This is a genomic window from Pseudoxanthomonas sp. PXM03 (genome assembly GCF_014852005.1).
Classification (GTDB): Bacteria; Pseudomonadota; Gammaproteobacteria; order Xanthomonadales; family Xanthomonadaceae; genus Pseudoxanthomonas_A.
In genome coordinates this window covers 74,402-92,314 of the sequence record NZ_JACVAU010000002.1, presented here as the reverse complement: position 1 = coordinate 92,314, position 17,913 = coordinate 74,402, and the positions used below count along the sequence as shown (strand labels likewise).

15 protein-coding genes are annotated in these 17,913 nt (G+C 67.5%); 10 read left to right on the top strand and 5 right to left on the bottom strand.

The features are described from left to right. Positions 1-161 precede the first annotated feature (161 nt). The 3 genes from IB223_RS09195 to IB223_RS09185 all read left to right on the top strand — a co-directional run bounded on the left by IB223_RS09195 (position 162) and on the right by IB223_RS09185 (position 6,568). Positions 162-2,381, top strand: coding sequence for a TonB-dependent receptor (locus IB223_RS09195; protein ID WP_192201393.1), 2,220 nt, complete (start codon positions 162-164; stop codon positions 2,379-2,381). A 256-nt stretch (positions 2,382-2,637) separates the two neighbouring features. After that, complete coding sequence (locus tag IB223_RS09190) at positions 2,638-5,982, top strand: PAS-domain containing protein (protein ID WP_192202366.1); 3,345 nt, start codon at positions 2,638-2,640, stop codon at positions 5,980-5,982. 97 nt (positions 5,983-6,079) lie between these two features. Further along, on the top strand, positions 6,080-6,568 hold the full coding sequence (locus IB223_RS09185; protein WP_192201392.1) for an 8-oxo-dGTP diphosphatase: 489 nt from the start codon (positions 6,080-6,082) through the stop codon (positions 6,566-6,568). A gap of 881 nt (positions 6,569-7,449) precedes the next feature. On the opposite strand, the gene IB223_RS09180 is transcribed toward IB223_RS09185, so the two are convergent. Then, the gene (locus IB223_RS09180; protein WP_192201391.1) at positions 7,450-8,112 is read right to left on the bottom strand and encodes a response regulator transcription factor; all 663 of its coding nucleotides are present in this window, start codon (positions 8,110-8,112) and stop codon (positions 7,450-7,452) included. Between the two features lie 121 nt (positions 8,113-8,233). Further along, positions 8,234-9,001 (bottom strand): 3-hydroxybutyrate dehydrogenase, encoded by a 768-nt coding sequence (locus IB223_RS09175; RefSeq protein WP_192201390.1) that lies wholly within the window; start codon positions 8,999-9,001, stop codon positions 8,234-8,236. A 131-nt stretch (positions 9,002-9,132) separates the two neighbouring features. On the opposite strand from IB223_RS09175, the gene IB223_RS09170 reads away from it, so the two are divergent. The 7 genes from IB223_RS09170 to IB223_RS09140 all read left to right on the top strand — a co-directional run bounded on the left by IB223_RS09170 (position 9,133) and on the right by IB223_RS09140 (position 15,610). Further along, entirely contained in the window at positions 9,133-10,968 is a 1,836-nt protein-coding gene (locus tag IB223_RS09170) for a D-(-)-3-hydroxybutyrate oligomer hydrolase (RefSeq protein WP_225590986.1), read from the top strand. Between the two features lie 208 nt (positions 10,969-11,176). After that, entirely contained in the window at positions 11,177-11,791 is a 615-nt protein-coding gene (locus tag IB223_RS09165; protein WP_192201389.1) for a CDP-alcohol phosphatidyltransferase family protein, read from the top strand. A 69-nt stretch (positions 11,792-11,860) separates the two neighbouring features. Further along, complete coding sequence (gene phaE, locus IB223_RS09160; protein ID WP_192201388.1) at positions 11,861-13,258, top strand: class III poly(R)-hydroxyalkanoic acid synthase subunit PhaE; 1,398 nt, start codon at positions 11,861-11,863, stop codon at positions 13,256-13,258. After that, complete coding sequence (locus tag IB223_RS09155) at positions 13,255-14,325, top strand: class III poly(R)-hydroxyalkanoic acid synthase subunit PhaC (RefSeq protein WP_192201387.1); 1,071 nt, start codon at positions 13,255-13,257, stop codon at positions 14,323-14,325. The genes phaE and IB223_RS09155 overlap by 4 nt, the downstream gene beginning before the upstream one ends. A gap of 208 nt (positions 14,326-14,533) precedes the next feature. Further along, positions 14,534-14,911, top strand: a complete 378-nt coding sequence (locus tag IB223_RS09150) for a DUF5329 domain-containing protein (protein ID WP_192201386.1) — start codon at positions 14,534-14,536, stop codon at positions 14,909-14,911. Between the two features lie 42 nt (positions 14,912-14,953). Further along, positions 14,954-15,160, top strand: a complete 207-nt coding sequence (locus IB223_RS09145) for a PspC domain-containing protein (protein WP_192201385.1) — start codon at positions 14,954-14,956, stop codon at positions 15,158-15,160. 15 nt (positions 15,161-15,175) lie between these two features. Further along, positions 15,176-15,610 (top strand): hypothetical protein, encoded by a 435-nt coding sequence (locus IB223_RS09140; protein WP_192202364.1) that lies wholly within the window; start codon positions 15,176-15,178, stop codon positions 15,608-15,610. A gap of 1 nt (position 15,611) precedes the next feature. Here IB223_RS09140 and IB223_RS09135 read toward each other — a convergent pair whose 3' ends face one another. The 3 genes from IB223_RS09135 to IB223_RS09125 all read right to left on the bottom strand — a co-directional run bounded on the left by IB223_RS09135 (position 15,612) and on the right by IB223_RS09125 (position 17,874). Beyond that, complete coding sequence (locus tag IB223_RS09135) at positions 15,612-15,794, bottom strand: hypothetical protein (RefSeq protein ID WP_192201384.1); 183 nt, start codon at positions 15,792-15,794, stop codon at positions 15,612-15,614. 97 nt (positions 15,795-15,891) lie between these two features. Next, complete coding sequence (locus IB223_RS09130; protein ID WP_192201383.1) at positions 15,892-17,106, bottom strand: FAD-dependent oxidoreductase; 1,215 nt, start codon at positions 17,104-17,106, stop codon at positions 15,892-15,894. A 75-nt stretch (positions 17,107-17,181) separates the two neighbouring features. After that, complete coding sequence (locus tag IB223_RS09125; RefSeq protein ID WP_192201382.1) at positions 17,182-17,874, bottom strand: TetR/AcrR family transcriptional regulator; 693 nt, start codon at positions 17,872-17,874, stop codon at positions 17,182-17,184. Positions 17,875-17,913 lie beyond the last annotated feature (39 nt).

Below are 17,913 nucleotides of genomic sequence, written 5' to 3'. Positions count from 1 at the left end.
CGGCCAGCGCCGATTGCAAGTGCGGCGAGTATCCGCAGCCGCGCGCCGGCCGGCCCACTGTACGAAGGTACGATGCCGCCCGCGCGGCCCGACCCCTAGTGTTCGCTTCAATCGGCGGCATCCGTCCGCCGCCATGTCATACCCGGGAGGAGGGGAGACCCATGAAGCGCAAGCACCTGAGCCTGGCCATCGGTTGTGTCCTGTTGTCGTCCGCGCCAATGGCGTGGGCGCAGGACAGCACCACGGCCGCCAAAACGCCAGCCACGTCCGCCACCACGCTTGATGCGGTGAAGGTCACCGCACGCAAGCGCGAGGAAACCCTGCAGGACGTGCCGGTGGCGGTGACCGCCTTCACTGCGGAGACTCTCGACAAGATGGCGATCAAGGACATCGGCGACCTGGACGCGCAGGTGCCGAACCTGACCATCTATGCCGCGCGCGGTTCCACCAGCACCGTGACCGCCTACATCCGCGGCGTCGGCCAGGCCGATCCGCTGTGGGGCGTGGACCCCGGCGTGGGCATCTATCTGGACGACGTCTACATCGCCCGCCCGCAGGGTGCGCTGCTGGACGTGTTCGACGTGGAGCGCATCGAAGTGCTGCGCGGCCCGCAGGGCACGCTGTACGGCAAGAACACCATCGGCGGTGCGATCAAGTACATCTCGCGCGGCCTGCCGGAGGAAACCACCGGCTTCGCCTCGGTCACCGTGGGCAACTACAACCAGCTGGACGTGAAGGCGGCACTGGGCGGGTCCATCGGCGGCCAGGACAGCGGCCTGCGTGGCCGCGTGTCGGCGGCCAGCATGAACCGCGATGGCTTCGGCGAGAACACCCATACCGGCCAGGAGGTCAGCGACAAGGAGATCAATGCGCTCCGGATGCAGCTGGGTGCGTTCTCGCAGGACGATTTCGACGTGCAGTTCGCCTTCGACTACATGGACGACCAGTCCGGCGTGCGCGGCGCAAAGATGCTGGCCCCCAATCCGCTGGCCCCGGCCTATCCGCCGACCAGCGACCGCTACGACATCCGCAGCGGCATGAAGAACATCAACGACACCGAGATGAAGGGCGCCTCGGCGACCGTCAACTGGCGTCCGAACGAGGACTGGGCGTTCAAGTACGTGGCGGCCAAGCGCGAGTCCGATACCGAGACCAACATCGACTTCGACACCACGCCGCTGACGCTGGTGGACGTGCGTGCGTTCTACAGCGACAGCCAGGTCAGCCAGGAACTGCAGGCGAACTACGACGGCGGCGGCCGCGCCCGCGGCGTGATGGGCCTGTACTGGTTCAACGGCGATGCCGGCGGCCAGGTGCTGAACCACTTCTGGAACCCGGCACTGGCGAACAGCCTGACCAATCCGCTGTTCGGCGACACCCAGGGCGTGGTCAACACCAAGAGCATCGCGCTGTACGCGGACTGGACCTTCGACCTGACCGACCGCCTGAAGCTGGACGTGGGCGCGCGCTACACCGACGAGGACAAGCATGCGGTGGCCTTGAACCGGTTCTACACCGGCCTGGACTACGCCACCTCGTGGGGCACTGCGGCCAACTTCGACAAGACCGTCAACTTCAAGAACACCTCGCCGAAGATCTCGCTGGACTACCAGATCACTCCGGACATCATGGTGTACGGCCTGGCGTCGCGCGGCTTCAAGTCGGGCGGGTACAACATCCGCGCCAACACCACGTCGGTGCCGCGTTCGGGCGAGCCGTTCGATGACGAACAGGTGGACAGCTTCGAGATCGGCAGCAAGATGTCGCTGCTGGACCAGCGGCTGTTCCTCAACCTGGCGTACTTCCACAACAAGTACGAGGACATCCAGTTGTCGGTGTTCACCTCGTACACGCTGCCGAACGGGTCGCAGAGCTTCTTCGGCGACTTCACCAACGCCGGCAAGGGCACCGTGCAGGGCGTGGAAGTGGAGTATCAGTTCCTGCCCACGCAGAACTGGCTGATCAGCGGCAACCTGGCCTGGCTGGACGCGGAATACGACGAGTTCTTCACCAGCGGCGTCAACATCGCCGATACGCAGTACTTCACCAACGCGCCCGAGTTCTCCGGTGCGATCAACGTGGAGTACCGCACGGACCTGGCCAACGGCGGCAACCTGTCGGCGCGCGTGGGCTATTCCTACCAGTCGGAAGTCTGGCCCACCACCGACCTGAGCCCGCTGATCAAGCAGGAGGGCTACGGCCTGGTCAATGCCGGCGTGATCTGGAAGGCCAACGATGCATGGAGCCTGTCGCTGCAGGGTTCCAACCTGGCCGACGAGGAATACCGCACCACTGGTTACAACATCGGGGCCTATGGCGTGCTGACCGGATTCTACGGTCCGCCGCGCCAGTACAGCCTGACCGCGCGCTACGATTTCTGAGCGCGACACCGGCGATGATGCGGGAACGGCAACGGCGGGCGAAGGCCCGCCGTTGCTGCGTTATGCTCCGGCCCATGCCGATGCTTCGCCCGACATCCGTATTTCCTTGTGGAAGCGGCCTCAGCCGTGACCGCATGCTCGATGAACGCGTCACCTTGCGGCAGATGACATGCCGCAGCCCGCCCGCGCAGCGGGTCGTCTTCCCGGACGCTTCGTTTCCACGGTCGCGACGGAGGCCGCTGCCACGGGGGGCTTCATGCTGAGCGTCGGCATGGTGGTGCTGGCCGGCCTGTTGTGGCTCGGCGTGCTGTTCGGCTCCGCGCTGTATGCCGAGCGTCATCCGCGCGTACTGGCGGTGCAGTGGCCGTACATCTATGCGCTGTCGCTGGCGGTGTACTGCACCTCGTGGACGTTCTTCGGGACGGTGACCCAGGCCGCTCGCTACGGTTGGCCACTGCCGCCCACCTTCGTCGGCACCATCCTGTTGTACGTGTTCGGTGCGTTCCTGCTGGTGCGGCTGGTGCGGATGGCGCGCGAGTCGAATGCCACGTCGCTGGCCGACCTGATCGCCACGCGACTGGGCAAGGACGGCTGGCTGGCGGCCACGGTCACGCTGATCGCCGCACTCGGATTGGTTCCCTACATCGCGCTGCAGCTGAAGGCGGTGGCGATGAGCTTCGCGCTGCTGACCCGTTCGCCGGGCAACGATGCGCTGCCGGCATGGCAGGACAGCGCGCTGTACGTGGCCCTGGCGATGGCGGTGTTCGCGATGCTGTTCGGCACGCGCCGCGCGAGCGCGGTGGAGCACAACCGCGGCCTGATCCTGGCGATGGCGTTCGAGTCGCTGTTCAAGCTGGCGGCGATGCTGGCGCTGGGATTGTTCGTGTGGTTCGGCCTGCCCGACCTGGAGGTGCCGCCCCCGGCACCGGCGCCTGCCTCCACCACCTACGGCTTCCTGCCGCTGGTGGCGCTGGGCGTGCTGGCGATGTTCACCCTGCCGCACCAGGTGCACGTGGGCGTGGTGGAATGCCGGGACGAACGCCACGTGCGGACCGCGCGCTGGCTGTTCCCGCTGTACATGGTGCTGATGGCGGCACCGTTGCTGCCGCTGGCGCGCGCGGGCGGCGCGATGTTCGGCGATGCGGTGCCCTCCGATCTCTACGTGCTGGCGCTGCCGCTGTCGCAGGGGCACCAGGGCCTGGCGCTGCTGGCGTTCCTTGGCGGCCTGAGCGCGGCCACCGGCATGGTGGTGGTCAGCACGCTCACGCTCAGCCTGATGATCGGCAACCACTGGCTGGCGCCGGGCCTGTTGCGGGGCGGCTGGGTGCGCGGTACCGGACGCGACCTGCGCGGGGCCGTGCTGACGCAACGGCGCGTGGGGATCGTGGCGGTGATGTTGCTGGCGTGGGCGTACAGCCGTCTGATCGCGGGCAACGACGCGCTGGCGGACGTGGGCGCGGTGTCGTTCTCCGCATTGGCCACGCTGGCACCTGCGCTCGCGTTTGCCATCTGGCGTCCACAGACATCGCCGCGGGCCGTCATCGCCGGCATCGTGGCCGGGTTCCTGGTGTGGGCATGGCTGTTGCTGCTGCCGGTGGCGATGGATGCACGCGGCGTTTCGCCGACATGGCTGCAGACGGGGCCGTTCGGTCTGGCCGGCTTGTCGCCCGACGGCTTCTTCGGCCTCACAGGATGGAGCCGCCTGGGCCGCGCCGTCGGCGTCAGCCTGTTCGCAGGTGCCGGGGTCACGCTGCTGGTGGCCAGCTGGCGCGGTTCGGCGCCGCGCCGCGCCGACAGCCGGGGCTTCGACGCGAAGACGCTGCGCGATGCCGGCAGGCGCTTCCTGCCGCGCGAGCGCGTGGAGGAACTGCTGGCCGACGCGCCGCGCAACGGACCGGTGCCGGCGATCATCGAGGCGCGGCTCGAGCGCGAACTGTCGGCGGTGCTGGGCTCTGCGTCCGCACGGCTCCTGCTGGATGCGGCACGCCGCGAAACCGGCGACCTGGAGACGGTGGCGGCCATCGTCGGCGAAGCATCGCAGGACCTGCGCTTCAACCAGCAGGTGCTGGAGGCCGCGTTGCAGAACATGAGCCAGGGCATCAGCGTGATCGACCGCGAGCAGCGGCTGGTGGCGTGGAACCGGCGCTATGCGCAGATGTTCGGTTTCCCGTCCGATCTGCTGCAGGTCGGGCGTCCCATCGCCGACCTGACCCGCTGGGCGTTGCAGCGCATGCCGCAGCGCGGACACGACGAGCGTGCGCTGGACCGGCGCCTGGCTTTCATGCGTGCCGGCACGCCGCACCTGACCGAACGCGTGTTCCCGGATGGCAGCATCGTGGAGGTGCGCGGCAATCCCATGCCGGGCGGCGGCTTCGTGGCCACCTACACCGACGTCACCGCATCACGCCAGGCCGAGCGCGGACTCAAGCAGGCCAACGAGACGCTGGAGCAGCGCGTGGTCGAACGCACCGCACTGCTGGAAACCGCCAAGCGCGAGGCCGAGCACGCCAATGATGCGAAGAGCCGCTTCCTGACCGCGATCGGCCACGATCTGCTGCAGCCGCTGCACGCCGCGCAGTTGTTCACCGACGCGCTGTCGCAGCAGCTGCCGGAAGCACGGCAGCGGGAGACGGCGCTGCAGGTGCGTGGTGCGCTGGATTCCACCACCGATCTGCTGACCGGCCTGCTGGACATGTCGCGGCTGGAAGCCGGCGGCCTGCTGCCCGAGCCGCGCGACCTGCCGCTGATGGAAGTGCTGGAGCCGCTGGCGTCCGAGTTCCGCGTGCTCGCGCATGAGCGCGGCCTGTCGTTCGACACCGTGCCGACGCGCGCCTGGGTGCATACCGATCCGCAACTGCTGCGCCGCATCCTGCAGAACTTCCTGGCCAATGCCGTGCGCTACACGGCGCGCGGCGGCGTGCGTCTCGGCGTGCGCTGGCGCCGCACGCATGTACGCATCGAGGTGTGGGACACGGGGCCGGGCATTGCCGAGTCCGACCAGCGCCGGATCTTCGAGGAGTTCCGTCGCGGCGATGATGTGCCCGGGCAGGGCCTGGGCCTGGGCCTGTCGATCGCGGACCGCATCGCCGTGCTGCTCGACGCACCGCTGTCGCTGCGCAGCCGGATAGGGCACGGTGCCGTTTTCGCGGTCGACCTGGTGCGCGTGGCGGCGCCTGCGGCGATGCCCTCGCTGGCCGGCAAGCCCGGCCTGGCCGGTCGCCATGTGCTGGCGGTCGACAACGATCCTGCGGCGCTGGCTGCGTTGCGTCAGGTGCTGGAAGGCTGGGGATGCAGTGTGGCGACCGCCAGCGATGGCGCAGCAGCCGATGCCGCATTGCGCGAGCGGCATGCGGACCTCTGGCTGTTCGACTACCACCTGGATGCGGGCGATACCGGCGTCGCGCTGGTCGAACGCCTGCGTGCCTCGCATGGGCACCGTCCATGCCTGATCCTGACCGCCGACCAGACCGATGCCGTGCGCCGTGCCGTCCGTGATGCGGAACTGCCGCTGCTGGCCAAGCCGGTGCGCCCGCTGGCGCTGAAGTCGGTGCTGGACCGGTTGTTGGCCGCGCGGGCGTCCGCCGCTGTGGGAGCGACGTAAGTCGCGAAATGGGGTTTGCTGGTGCGGCCATCGCGACTCACGTCGCTCCCACGACAGCCAACGCTAGAATGCACGGCCGTTGCACAGGAACCCGCGCATGCCCTACACCCCCATCGTCGCCACCCTCGGCTATGTGCTGTCGCCCGATCGTTCGCAGGTACTGCTGATCCATCGCAATGCGCGTCCGGACGACCAGCACCTGGGCAAGTACAACGGCCTGGGCGGCAAGATCGAACGGGACGAGGACGTGGTGGCCGGCATGCGTCGCGAGATCCACGAGGAGGCCGGGATCGACTGCGAGGAAATGGCGTTGCGCGGCACGATCAGCTGGCCGGGCTTCGGCAAGCACGGCGAGGACTGGCTCGGGTTCGTCTTCGTCATCACGGCCTACAGCGGCACACCCTTCGCCTCCAATCCAGAGGGCACGCTGGAATGGGTGCCGGTGGAGAAGATCCTGGACCTGCCGCTGTGGGACGGCGACCGCCACTTCCTGCCGCTGGTGTTCGACGACGACCCGCGCGGATTCCACGGCGTCATGCCTTATCGCGACGGCCGCATGGTGTCGTGGGGCTACTCGCGCATCTGAGGCTGCCGGAGCGCCGGCTGCCTCTGTAGGAGCGACGTGAGTCGCGACCGGGATGCAGGACGATCACCAGATGCTGGATGAGCATGGATGCTGCGGATCCCGTTTCTCTCGATCCGTGCCCTCCACGAATCAGGTCGCTGCAAGTCTGCGGTCGCGACTCGCGTCGCTCCTACAGATGCACCGCGCGCAGGGAGCGTTCCACGCCCTCCGTTTGTCCACACGCCATGTGGAGAGCGCGTGGGAAACCATGTGGATAACTGCGTCGGCGCCTTGCACCGCAAGCCTGTCAAGATGTGTGGCGAATTTTTGACCAGACGGTGACGGATCGGTGTCCGGGTTGTCCACACCCGGTGTGGATGGTCTGTCGATCAACATGTGGATAAGCGCTGGCACGCGTTGCGGCGCAACGCTGTCAAGGTGTGTGGCGAAAAAATGACCGCACCTCGTCGGGGCTCGCGTCAGCTGCATGTTCCACGCGAAGGGGTTCGTCGTCCCGGCGAACGCTGGGGCCCATGTTGCTTTTGCTCGGCAGTACGCCGAGGCGAAGCAACTGCCGAGTCAAGATGGATCCCAGCATGCGCTGGGATGACGGCCAGGGCGGCGGAGGGTTTCGTCGTCCCAGCGAACGCTGGGACCCATGTTGCTTTTGCTGAGCAGTACGCCGAGGCGAAGCAACTGCCGAGTCAAGATGGATCCCAGCATGCGCTGGGATGACGGCCAGGGCGGCGGAGGGTTTCGTCGTCCGGGCGAACGCTGGGGCCCATGTTGCTTTTGCCGGGCAGCACGCCGAGGCGAAGCAACTGCAGAGTCAAGATGGATCCCAGCGTGCGCTGGGATGACGGCGGGGACTAAGGCACTGTCTCCGCATGCTACGTACGGGATTACTCGATATGCCGCGCCGGATCCGCCAGCTCGAGCTCGCGCAGCACCACGCCGGCCTGGGTGCGGTTGCGCACGCCCAGGCGGTCGAAGATCGCGGACAGATGTGCCTTTACCGTGCGTTCCTGCACGTCGAGGCGATCCGCGATCTGCTTGTTCAACAGGCCCTGCGCTACCAGCGTCAGTACGCGGAACTGCTGCGGCGACAGGCTGGCCAGGCGGCCGGCGAGATCGGTGTCGTGTTCGGATGACTGGGCGCGGGCGACCGCGCCGCGCAGCGAGGCCGGCAGCCATTGCTCGCAGGCCAGCACGCTGCGGATCGCATCCCGCAGTTCGTCCAGGCCGGAACTCTTCGGCAGGTAGCCGGCCGCACCGTGGTCCAGCGCACGCCGTACCACGCGCGGATCGTCATTGGCGGATACCACCACCACCGCCACGGCCGGGAACTGTGCCCGGATCGCAGCCAGGCCTGCGAGCCCATGGTTCCCCGGCATGTGCAGGTCGAGCAGCACCAGGTCGATGTCGTCGTGCGCTTCCAGCGTGGCGATGACGCCGTCCAGCGATTCGGCTTCGCGCACCGACAGCTGCGCCACGGCATCCGCCGCCGCGCCACGCAATGCGGCGCGGAACAGCGGGTGGTCATCGGCGATCAGCAGGTTGGGCATGGACGTTGCTGGCAATCGGGGAGGGGCAATCGTGGATCGAGCGAGCGGGTTGCCTTGAGCGGGGCAACAAAACGGATACAGGCGCTTCCCTTCTCCACTCCCGGTCCACGACTCCCGGCGTTCACTGCACCGTCCAGCCGCCGTCCACCACGATCGTCTGGCCGGTGATGTTGCGCGCGGCGGGCGAGGTGAGGAAGGCGGTGATGCCGGCCAGTTCGTCCAGGCCGATGAACACGCCCTTCGGCATCGGCTTCAGCATCACCTGGCTGACCACGTCGGCCTCGGAGATGCCGCGCGTGCGCGCCTGGTCGGCGATCTGCTTGTCCACCAGCGGCGTCTTCACGTAGCTCGGGCACACGGTATTGATGGTGATGTCGGTGTCGGCGGTTTCCAGCGCGATGACCTTCGAAAAACCGACCAGGCCGTGCTTGGCGGCCACGTAGGCGCTCTTGTACGGACTGGCTACCAGCGCGTGGATGCTGCCGATGTTGACGATGCGGCCGAAGCCGCGTTCGCGCATGCCCGGCATCACCGCACGGGTCAGGCGCGCCACGCCCACCAGCATTACCTGCACCAGGAAGTCCCACTTCTCGATGGGGAAGTCTTCCAGCGGCGAGACATGCTGCAGGCCGGCGTTGTTCACCAGCACATCGACCGGCCGCGAGATCGTCGCCAGGGCGGCATCGATGCTCTCCTGCGACGTCACGTCGAGGGCGACCGCTTCGGCGGAACCGCCGTTGGCGCGGATCTGCGTGGCCACGGTTTCGGCGGCGTCGAGATTGAGGTCGCTGACGATCACGTGGCGTCCGGCTTCGGCCAGTTGCGCGGCGATGCCGGCGCCGATGCCGCTGGCGGCACCGGTGATGAGGAGGGTATGGGTCTGTTGCATGGGGGCTCCTGCGTGCTGCGGCTAGGGTAGCAGGCAGGCGCGACGGGTTCGTGGTACCAAAGTACGATGACGGGGATTCCCGCACAGGGTAGTTTCGTGGCAATGACCGGAACCATGGACGCCCTCCACGCATGAATGCGAACCTGCGAATGTCCTGCGGACTGTTGCTCGGCGCGGCGCTGACCGCCTGCAGCAGCACGCCGCCCAAGCCCGAGGCCGTGGCCCACATGATCCAACCGCAGCGCGTCACCGAGCACCGTGGCAACGACGACCTGCTGACGGCGGGCCTGGGCCTCGACGGCCTGCGCGCGATGGCAGCGCCCGCGTTCGCCGATCCCGCCCATCCCACGCCCGCCGAACTGCGTCGCCGCGCGATCTGGGGCAACTGGCGTGGCATCGCCGACCTCTCGCTGACGGGCGGCTACGGCCAGGCCTATGGCAGCGTGGCTGCAGTACCCGGTCGCGAGTATTCGGCGCTGGCGAAGGTCCCCGGCGCCGCGCAGCCGCACCGCGTGCTGGTGCAGGTGCCGGACGACTTCGACGCCACCAGGCGCTGCGTTGTCGTCACCGCCTCGTCCGGCTCGCGCGGCATCTACGGTGCCATCGCGGTCGCTGCGCCGTGGGGCCTGTCCAAGGGCTGCGCCGTGGCCTACACCGACAAGGGCGCCGGCACGGATTACTTCGATCTGGATGAGCAGAAGGGCGTGCGCGAGGATGGCACGGTTGGCGAACTTGGCGTCGATCCGCTGGCGTTCGTGCCGGATGCGCCGGTCGGTGCCAGCGGCGTCGCCGTCAAGCATGCGCATTCCAAGGACAACCCGGAAGCCGACTGGGGCCGCCACGTGAAGCAGGCCGCGGAGTTCGCGCTGGCAGCGCTGGACCAGGCGTTTCCGCAGGCGGCGCCATTCCGCTTCGACAATACGCGCGTCATCGCCGTCGGCATTTCCAATGGCGGTGGTGCCGTGCTGCGTGCCAGCGAGGAAGAAGGCGAGTGGCTGGATGCCGTGGTCGCGGGCGAGCCGAACATCCTCGCGGCGGATGCGCCGGGCGCTCGTTCGCTGTACGACTACACCACGGAAGCCGCGCTGCTGATGCCGTGCGCGCTGCTGCACCTGCCGGCCGACACGCTGCCGCAGCCGCCCCTGCGCGCGCAGGTGGAACCGGTGTGGACGGCGCGTTGCGCCACGCTGAAAGCGGCCGGCCTGGTCGGTGGCGCGGATGTGAAAGCGCAGGCGGCTTCGGCGCATGCGCAGTTGAAGGCGAACGGCTGGACCGACGAGGCGCTGGTGGCCGGCGCGCTCAGCGTGGGCTTCGACCTGTGGCGGGCGGTGGCGGTGACGTACGCCTCCGCGTACGGCCGTTATGGCGTGGCCGAGCATCCGTGCGGCTTCGCGTTCTCCGCGCAGAACGCCGACTTCACGGCGCGCACGGCCAGCGCCGCCGAGCGGACCGCGTGGTGGTCCGATGGCAGCGGCATTCCGCCGGGTGCCGGGGTGGGCATCGTCGACACGAAGCTGGCCGCGCCGGACTTCACTCTGCCGGGGCTGCAATGCCTGCGTGCGCTGCAGACCGGTACCGGCGAGGATGCGCGTCGCGTGCAGGCCGGCATCGCGCAGACCGCCGCGCGCTTCCCGCGCACGCGCCGTCCGGTGGTGGTGATCCATGGACTGGACGACGGGCTGGTGCCGCCGGCGTTCTCCAGCGCGCCGTATGTGGAAGCCGCGCGCGCTGCCAATCCCGACGTGCGCTACTGGCAGGTGCGGCATGCGCAGCACTTCGATGGTTTCCTGGCGCTGCCGGCCTACGGCACTCGCTACGTGCCGCTGCTGCCCTACGTCTATGCGGCGCTGGACCAGGTCAACGCCACGCTGGATGGAAGCCGGGAGTTGCCGGCGAATGCGCTGATCAATGCCAATCCGCGGGGCGCGGGCAGCGTCGAGCTCAGTCAGCTGGCGATTCCGCGCTGATGAATCCTTCTCCCCGCATGCGGGGAGAAGGTACCCGGAGGGGGGATGAGGGGCGAGCGCGGCAACAATCCTGGCGCACGCGCATCCGGTCTCCGTTCGCCCCTCACCCGCCTTTGGCACCCTCTCCCCGTTCACGGGGAGAGGGAATGCTGCGGCACCTTCACCCGCTTGGCCTTACTCTTGAGACTGGCCCGACACGTACGCCGCCATGTCCCGACACTTTTCGATGATCCGCGACTTCCAGCTGGCCGACTGGTTCACGCTGGGCAATGCCTTCTGCGGCACGGGGGCGGTGTTCGCGTCGATGCGTTTCCTGCAGGAAGGCATCCTGCGCGACCTGATGATCGGGATGGCGCTGATCCCGCTGGCCTTCATCTTCGACGCCCTCGATGGACGCGTGGCCCGATGGCGCAAGCAGGCCTCGGTGCTGGGGCGTGAACTGGACTCGCTGGCCGACGTGATCTCCTTCGGCGTGGCGCCGGCCGCGCTGGCCTATGCCTGCGGCATGCAGGGTGGCTGGGACTGGCTGGTGCTGTCGTACTTCGTCGCCTGCGGTGTCAGCCGGCTCGCGCGCTACAACGTCACCGCCGAGACGCTCGCCGACGGTGGCGACAAGGTGAAGTTCTTCGAGGGCACGCCCATTCCCACCAGCCTGGCGCTGGTCATCGTGCTGGCGGTCGCGGCATACCTGGGCCATGTGGGGCCCGACCTGTGGCTGGGTGCGCTGAAGCTCGGTCCGTGGCAGCTGCATCCGCTGGTGTTGCTGTACGCCATTTCCGGCACGTTGATGATCAGCAAGACGCTGCGGATCCCCAAGCCCTGATCGTGAGGTGAAGGTGCGTCATGCACGCGCCGCCCGCCGCGGCTAGAATCGGTCGGGAAGGGAGGGCACATGACGAATTCCGTTCCACCGTGGCCGGGCGACTTCGAGTCGGTGGCCCAGCAGTACTGGAGTCTCTGGGGTGATGCCCTGCGACAGGCCGGCGGTGCGCCGACCATGTCCATGCCGGGCGCCGTGCCGGGTTGGCAGCAGACCGTCGACTGGTGGTCGAAGCTGGTGCCGGGTGGCCAGCCCCAGGTGGACGAAGCAGTCGGCCGCTTCCAGCGGCAGGCCAGCCAGTGGTTCGGCCAGATGCAGCAGGTGGCTGCGCAGTTCACCGGCCGCGACCACGACGCCACCGATGTCGGCCGTGCCTGGCGCGAGGCGCTGGGCATGGCCACGCCCACGCCTGCGGGCAATCCGTTCGCGGACATCTTCCGCAGCATGCAGGGCGGCGCGCATGGCATGGATGGCTGGATGCAGCAGATGCAGCCCTGGCTGGAAGGCCAGCAGCGCGATGGAGACCGCTGGCTGCACCTGCCGACCTTCGGCCTGGCGCGCGAGCACCAGGAACGCTGGCAGCACCTGGCGCAGGCGCAGAAGGACTACCAGCAGCAACTGCGCGATTACGACCAGCTGATGCTGAAGGTGGCGCAGGATGCGTTCGTGCGCTTCGAGCGCAAGCTGGAGCAGCATGCCGAGCCGGGCCGCCAGTTGCAGAATGCACGCGCCTTGTTCGACCTCTGGATCGATGCGGCCGAAGAGGCCTATGCGCAGGTCGCGATGTCCGATGATTTCCGCCACGTCTATGGTGGACTGGCGAATGCGCAGGCGCGCCTGCGACTGGGCGTGCAGCGCGAAGTGGAGCAGGTCTGCACGCTGTTCGGCATGCCGACGCGGACGGAAGTCGATTCCGCGCATCGCAAGATCGTCGAACTCGAGCGCGCGCTGCGCAAGCTGACGCGCGCGCAGGTCTCGCCCGCGCGCCGTGCCGAGGCACGGCATGTGCCTGCGCCGGTCGAAGCCCCCGTCGTCGCGGAACCGGCGCCGGCCCCAGTGCCCGCGCCCGCAAAGCCGAAAACCGCGAAGACGCGCACGCTTCCCCGCCGCACGCCAGCGAAGGCCGCGCCGAAAAAACGCGTCGTCGCCAAGAAAACGGCGCCGAAGAAACGCGCACGCCGGGCCATCGCTGCGGCGGCGCCGGCCCCCACCCGCAAGGAACCCGTACCCGCAGTGGCGAAGGCAGCCGCGCGGACGCCCGCCAGGACGAAGAAGGCGCCCGCCAGGAAAGCACCGAAGACGGTCGCAGCGAAACCTGCCCCCAAAAAACCTGCCCCCACGGCGCGTGCGAAACCACCGTCGACCTCGGTCGTATCGATGAAGGACTGGGTGGCACGCAACGCCGCGCGCGACGCGACCGTCGACGCGCCCAGGACCGGCAGGAAGACCAAGCGGGGTAGCCGCAAGTGAACGGACCGCTCAACTTCACCGCCGAGGCCCTGGCCCACGAAGCCACCACACTGACGCAGAAGCTCTCCGCCGGCCTGCACACGCTGCCGGAGGTGGAGGATGTGCACTACGGGGCCACCCAGAAGCAGGAAGTCTGGCGCGATGGCAAAGTGGTCCTGTACCGCTTCATCGGCGAGAAGGCCCCCACCGCGAAGGTCCCGCTGCTGATCGTCTACGCGCTGGTCAACCGGCCGTACATGGTGGACCTGCAGCACGATCGCTCGCTGGTGAAGGGCCTGTTGGCGCAGGGTGAGGATGTCTACGTCATCGACTGGGGCTATCCGGACCGCTCGGACCGCTATCTCGAACTCGACGACTACATCAACCGCTTCATCGACGGTGCGGTGGACCACCTGCGCGACAGCAGCGGACGCGATGCCGTCAACGTGCTCGGCATCTGCCAGGGCGGGGCCTTCTCGCTGTGCTATGCCTCGCTGCACCCGGACAAGGTCAAGAACCTGATCACCATGGTCACGCCGGTGGACTTCCATACGCCGGACAACATGCTTTCGCACTGGACGCGCGAGCTGGACGTGGACCTGTTCGTGGATGCGCTGGGCAATGTGCCGGCGGACATGATGAATGCCTGCTACCTGATGCTGAAACCGTTCCGGCTGAACCTGCAGAAGTACGTCGGACTGGTCGACATCCTCGATGACAAGCGCGCCATCGAGGATTTCCTGCGAATGGAAAAATGGATCTTCGACTCGCCTGACCTGGCGGGCGAGGCCTTCAAGCAGTTCATCAAGCAGTTCTACCAGCGCAACGGCTTCATCAAGGGCGGCATCGAGATCGGTGGCGAGGCCGTGGACCTGGGCTTCGTCGACATGCCGGTGCTGAACATCTATGCCGAACAGGACCACCTGGTGCCACCGGATGCGTCGCGTGCCTTGAAGGACGTGGTGGGGACCGCCGACTACACCGAACTGAGCTTCAAGGGTGGCCACATCGGCATCTACGTGTCCAGTCGTGCACAACGCGAAGTGCCTTCGGCCATCCATCACTGGCTGGGCCAGCGCGCGCGCTGACTGCGCGCGCTGCGCTCGATGCAGGCGCGACTTGAGTCGCGACCGCACGCCGATAGATCCTGGGTATCGCGATAATGGACGCGTCGCAACGCGCCCGGTGGGCGAACGATGGGATGCTGGAGCATCGGGCCGTGCGGTCGCGACTTACGTCGCTCCTACAAGAGAAAACGGCGTGCTTGCTTCACTTGTCTTGCGCTAGGGTAACCACATGCTGTCACGATTCACCGTCGCTGCCGTTCTGCTTGCCTTCGTCTGGCCGGTGCTGTCTGCACCTTCATCAATCGCCAAACGAGAGATCCAGGGATTGATGGATGCGCTGTCGGCCTCGTCCTGCGAATTCCAGCGCAATGGCGCGTGGCACGGGCGCGAGGAAGCGCGCAAGCACCTGCAGCGCAAGTACGACTACCTGCTGAAGCGTGACCTGGTCGATACCGCCGAACAGTTCATCGAGCGTGCCGCCAGCAAGAGCAGCATGAGCGGGCGTGCCTACCAGGTGCGTTGTCCGGGACAATCGGCGCAACCGGCGGCGACGTGGTTCAGCCTGAAGCTGGACGCGCTGCGTGGTTCAGGCGGCCCCGGCCGCTGACGCGATAGACTGGCCGCGAACAACCGTGGGGAGTTGCCGGCGATGAACAACACCACTTCCAAGCCCTTCGCGCGCTCGCTGAACGACCGCATGATCGCGGGCGTCATGGGGGGCATTGCACACCGTTATGGATGGAGCCCCACGCTGTTGCGGGTGATCTTCGTGATCGTGTCGATCGCGTCCGCGGCGTTTCCGGGCATGCTGGTCTACCTGATCCTCTGGTTGTTGATGCCCAACGAACAGGACTGAACCGTGGCCTCGACGATGCTCTGGGTCGCGCGTGCGCTCGGCATCGTCTGGGCCGTTCCCAACACGCTCATCGGGGCCGTTGCCGGCGTTGTCGGCATGGCATTCGGGGCACGCGTCGAATGGAGCCGGCGTGATTTCGCGCTGGTGTTCCACCGCTGGCCGTGGGGCCCGGGGGGCGCCATCACCTTCGGCAACAGCATCCTGCACACCGGTGACACGCTGGAGGCGGAATGCATCACCTACGAACACCGCGCCGGCCGCATGCAGCATCCGCCCATCCGCCTGGGCGACCACGAACGCGCGCACGTCTACCAGTACATGGTGCTGGGCCCGCTGTTCCTGCCGGTGTACCTGCTGTGCGGCGGCGTCAGCGTACGCAATCCCTTCGAACGTGCCGCCGACCGCTACGCGCTGACCGGCGAGGGCTGGTGGCCTTCGCGTTCTCTCTAGTTCAGTGGGGCTTCGCGCGACGGGAACCGGACTTCTTGCCGCCACCGTCCTGCTTGTTCACGGTGGCCCATGCGATGCGTTCCGCATCTTCCTTTGAACGGCCGCGTTCGCGTTCGCTTTCCTCGATGTGTTCCGCCTGGCGTTTCTGCTTGCCTGTATAGGCGGATTTGTCGCCACGGGGCATGACGGTGCTCCGGTGTGGATGAATGGCCAGCGTGCGGCTTCCCGCGTAATCGCCGCATGACGGCCACGTCAACGGTGCGCAACATCGCTGCCCCGGGTCATCGTTCCAGGCGTTCGAAGGAAAACAACGGCCACAGTGGATGCTTGCGGCGCTCGATCAGCGCGCGCAGCAGGCCGGCACCGAGCATGCTGTAGGTGATGCCGTTGCCACCGTAGGCCATGGCGAAGTGCACGCGCGGCCCCCATTGCTTGTGCGGGCCGAAGAAGGGCAGGCCGTCGGCGGTCTCGGCGAACGTGCCGGCCCATGAGAAAGCCGGCGTGACCTCCCACTCCGGGAACAGATGGTGCAGCCGCTTCAGCAGCGTCCGCGCCTTCTTCTCGACGCGCGCATCGCGTTTGGCCGGGATGTCCACGGCATCGTCCTCGCCGCCCAGCAGCAGGCGACCATCGGCGGTGCTGCGCGCATAAAGATAGGGGCGTGCGGTTTCCCACAGCAGCGTGTCCCGGAGGAAGCCGAGCTGCTCGTCGGGCAAGGGATCGCTGATGACGGCATAGCTGCTGTGGTTGCGCGCCACGTTCTGCCGCAACCAGTGCTGGCTGGCATACCCGGCCGCGACCACGAGATGCGCGGCGCGTACGCTGAAACCTGTCACCGTGCGCAGCGTCACGCCACGCGATGTCGTATGCAGGTCGGTCACGCGCGTGCGGTCGAACACCGCGGTGCCCTGGCGATGCAGGCGTTGCAGCAACCGGTGGGTCAGGCGGTAGGGATCCACCTGCGCGGCCTGGGTGCTGAGCAATGCCGCTGCCGCCTCGAAGCCGTAGTCTTCCTGTACCCGGTCCGCCGACAGCAGTTCCACCTCCAGTCCGTGGCGCAGGCGCAGGGCATGCTCGTCTTCCATCGGCCGCACGTCGCGACGCCGGCTGGCGTAGTAGAGGCTCTTGTTGCGCGCGAAGCCAACATCGCGCCACGGCGCGGCGACCTCGCGCAGCTGGTCGATGGCCGCGGCGCAGGCAAGGTAGGCGAGGGCGGCATCGTCTTCGCCATAGCGCTTGGCCAGGTCGACCATGTGGGTGTCGATTTCGTACTGCAGCAGCGCCGTACTGGCGGCCGTGCTGCCCCAGCCGATGTCCCGCTGTTCCAGCACCGCGACATCGAAACCATGCTGCGCCAGTTCATCCGCAATCAGCGCACCGGTGATGCCGCCACCCAGCACGGCGACATCGCAACGATGGTCGGACGCCAGCGGCGGGAACGCCTGCATCAGGCCATTGCTGACCGCCCAGAAGGGGTACCCGCTCTTGAGATCCATGCCTGTCCCGCGCCGTGACGACGACGCCATGCTGGCAGGCAAGGCGGGACGGAACGGTGAAGGCGTGGTGTTCCGTCAGCGCGGCAATGCGCCCTGCAGGAACAGCTCCACCGACGCGAGCGCCTGGGCTTCCAGCGTGTCGACATCCGGCAATTGCGGGCTGCCGGCCGCCAGCCGGAATATCTGGTCGCCGAACAGGCTCATGTAGAACTGCGCCGCCGCCGCCCTGGGCGACGCCAGTTGCATGCGTCCGGCGGCCACCTGCTGTTCGAAATAGTCCGCAAGCGTGGCGCGGATGGACGCCACCGCGTGGTCCAGGAACCAGTCGCGCAGGGCGGGGAAGGATTGTCCCTCGCCGATCACGATGCGGTAGACCACCTGCGAATCGGTACGCGCCATCACCTGCGCCATGCGGATCGCCACCCGGCGCAGCGCCTGTTCGGGGGGCAGCTCGGTCAGGTTGAGGTCGCTGAGCAGGTGGATATGCATGTCCAGCCGGCGCTCGAGGATCGCGCTGGCCAAGCCTTCCTTGTCGCCGAAGATCCGGTACAGGGTGGCCAGCGAGCCTCCGGCGCGGGCGACGATCTCGCTCAGTCGCGCATGCTGGTAACCCTTCTCGGCAAAGACTTCGGTGGCGGCGTCGAGGAACTTCTCCGCGCGGATCTCGCCACGCCGGCACAGGTCCACCTGTGGGCGGGGACGCAGCGGCGAAGCCGTCGAGGATGCATCGTTGAAAACGTTTTCCAGGTATTCGGAAGAAATGCTCACGGGAACTCCCTGCGCACGTCTGGTTGCGACGATCTTCGC

Excerpts from the sequence above, each read along its gene's own strand:
- IB223_RS09135 (WP_192201384.1), bottom strand. The coding sequence starts at position 15,794 with ATGCCCCGTGGCGACAAATCCGCCTATACAGGCAAGCAGAAACGCCAG.
- IB223_RS09165 (WP_192201389.1), top strand. The coding sequence starts at position 11,177 with ATGTCCCGACACTTTTCGATGATCCGCGACTTCCAGCTGGCCGACTGG.
- phaE (WP_192201388.1), top strand. The coding sequence starts at position 11,861 with ATGACGAATTCCGTTCCACCGTGGCCGGGCGACTTCGAGTCGGTGGCC.
- IB223_RS09195 (WP_192201393.1), top strand. The coding sequence starts at position 162 with ATGAAGCGCAAGCACCTGAGCCTGGCCATCGGTTGTGTCCTGTTGTCG.
- IB223_RS09170 (WP_225590986.1), top strand. The coding sequence starts at position 9,133 with ATGAATGCGAACCTGCGAATGTCCTGCGGACTGTTGCTCGGCGCGGCG.
- IB223_RS09150 (WP_192201386.1), top strand. The coding sequence starts at position 14,534 with ATGCTGTCACGATTCACCGTCGCTGCCGTTCTGCTTGCCTTCGTCTGG.
- IB223_RS09145 (WP_192201385.1), top strand. The coding sequence starts at position 14,954 with ATGAACAACACCACTTCCAAGCCCTTCGCGCGCTCGCTGAACGACCGC.
- IB223_RS09140 (WP_192202364.1), top strand. The coding sequence starts at position 15,176 with ATGCTCTGGGTCGCGCGTGCGCTCGGCATCGTCTGGGCCGTTCCCAAC.
- IB223_RS09175 (WP_192201390.1), bottom strand. The coding sequence starts at position 9,001 with ATGCAACAGACCCATACCCTCCTCATCACCGGTGCCGCCAGCGGCATC.
- IB223_RS09130 (WP_192201383.1), bottom strand. The coding sequence starts at position 17,106 with ATGGATCTCAAGAGCGGGTACCCCTTCTGGGCGGTCAGCAATGGCCTG.
- IB223_RS09180 (WP_192201391.1), bottom strand. The coding sequence starts at position 8,112 with ATGCCCAACCTGCTGATCGCCGATGACCACCCGCTGTTCCGCGCCGCA.
- IB223_RS09185 (WP_192201392.1), top strand. The coding sequence starts at position 6,080 with ATGCCCTACACCCCCATCGTCGCCACCCTCGGCTATGTGCTGTCGCCC.
- IB223_RS09190 (WP_192202366.1), top strand. The coding sequence starts at position 2,638 with ATGCTGAGCGTCGGCATGGTGGTGCTGGCCGGCCTGTTGTGGCTCGGC.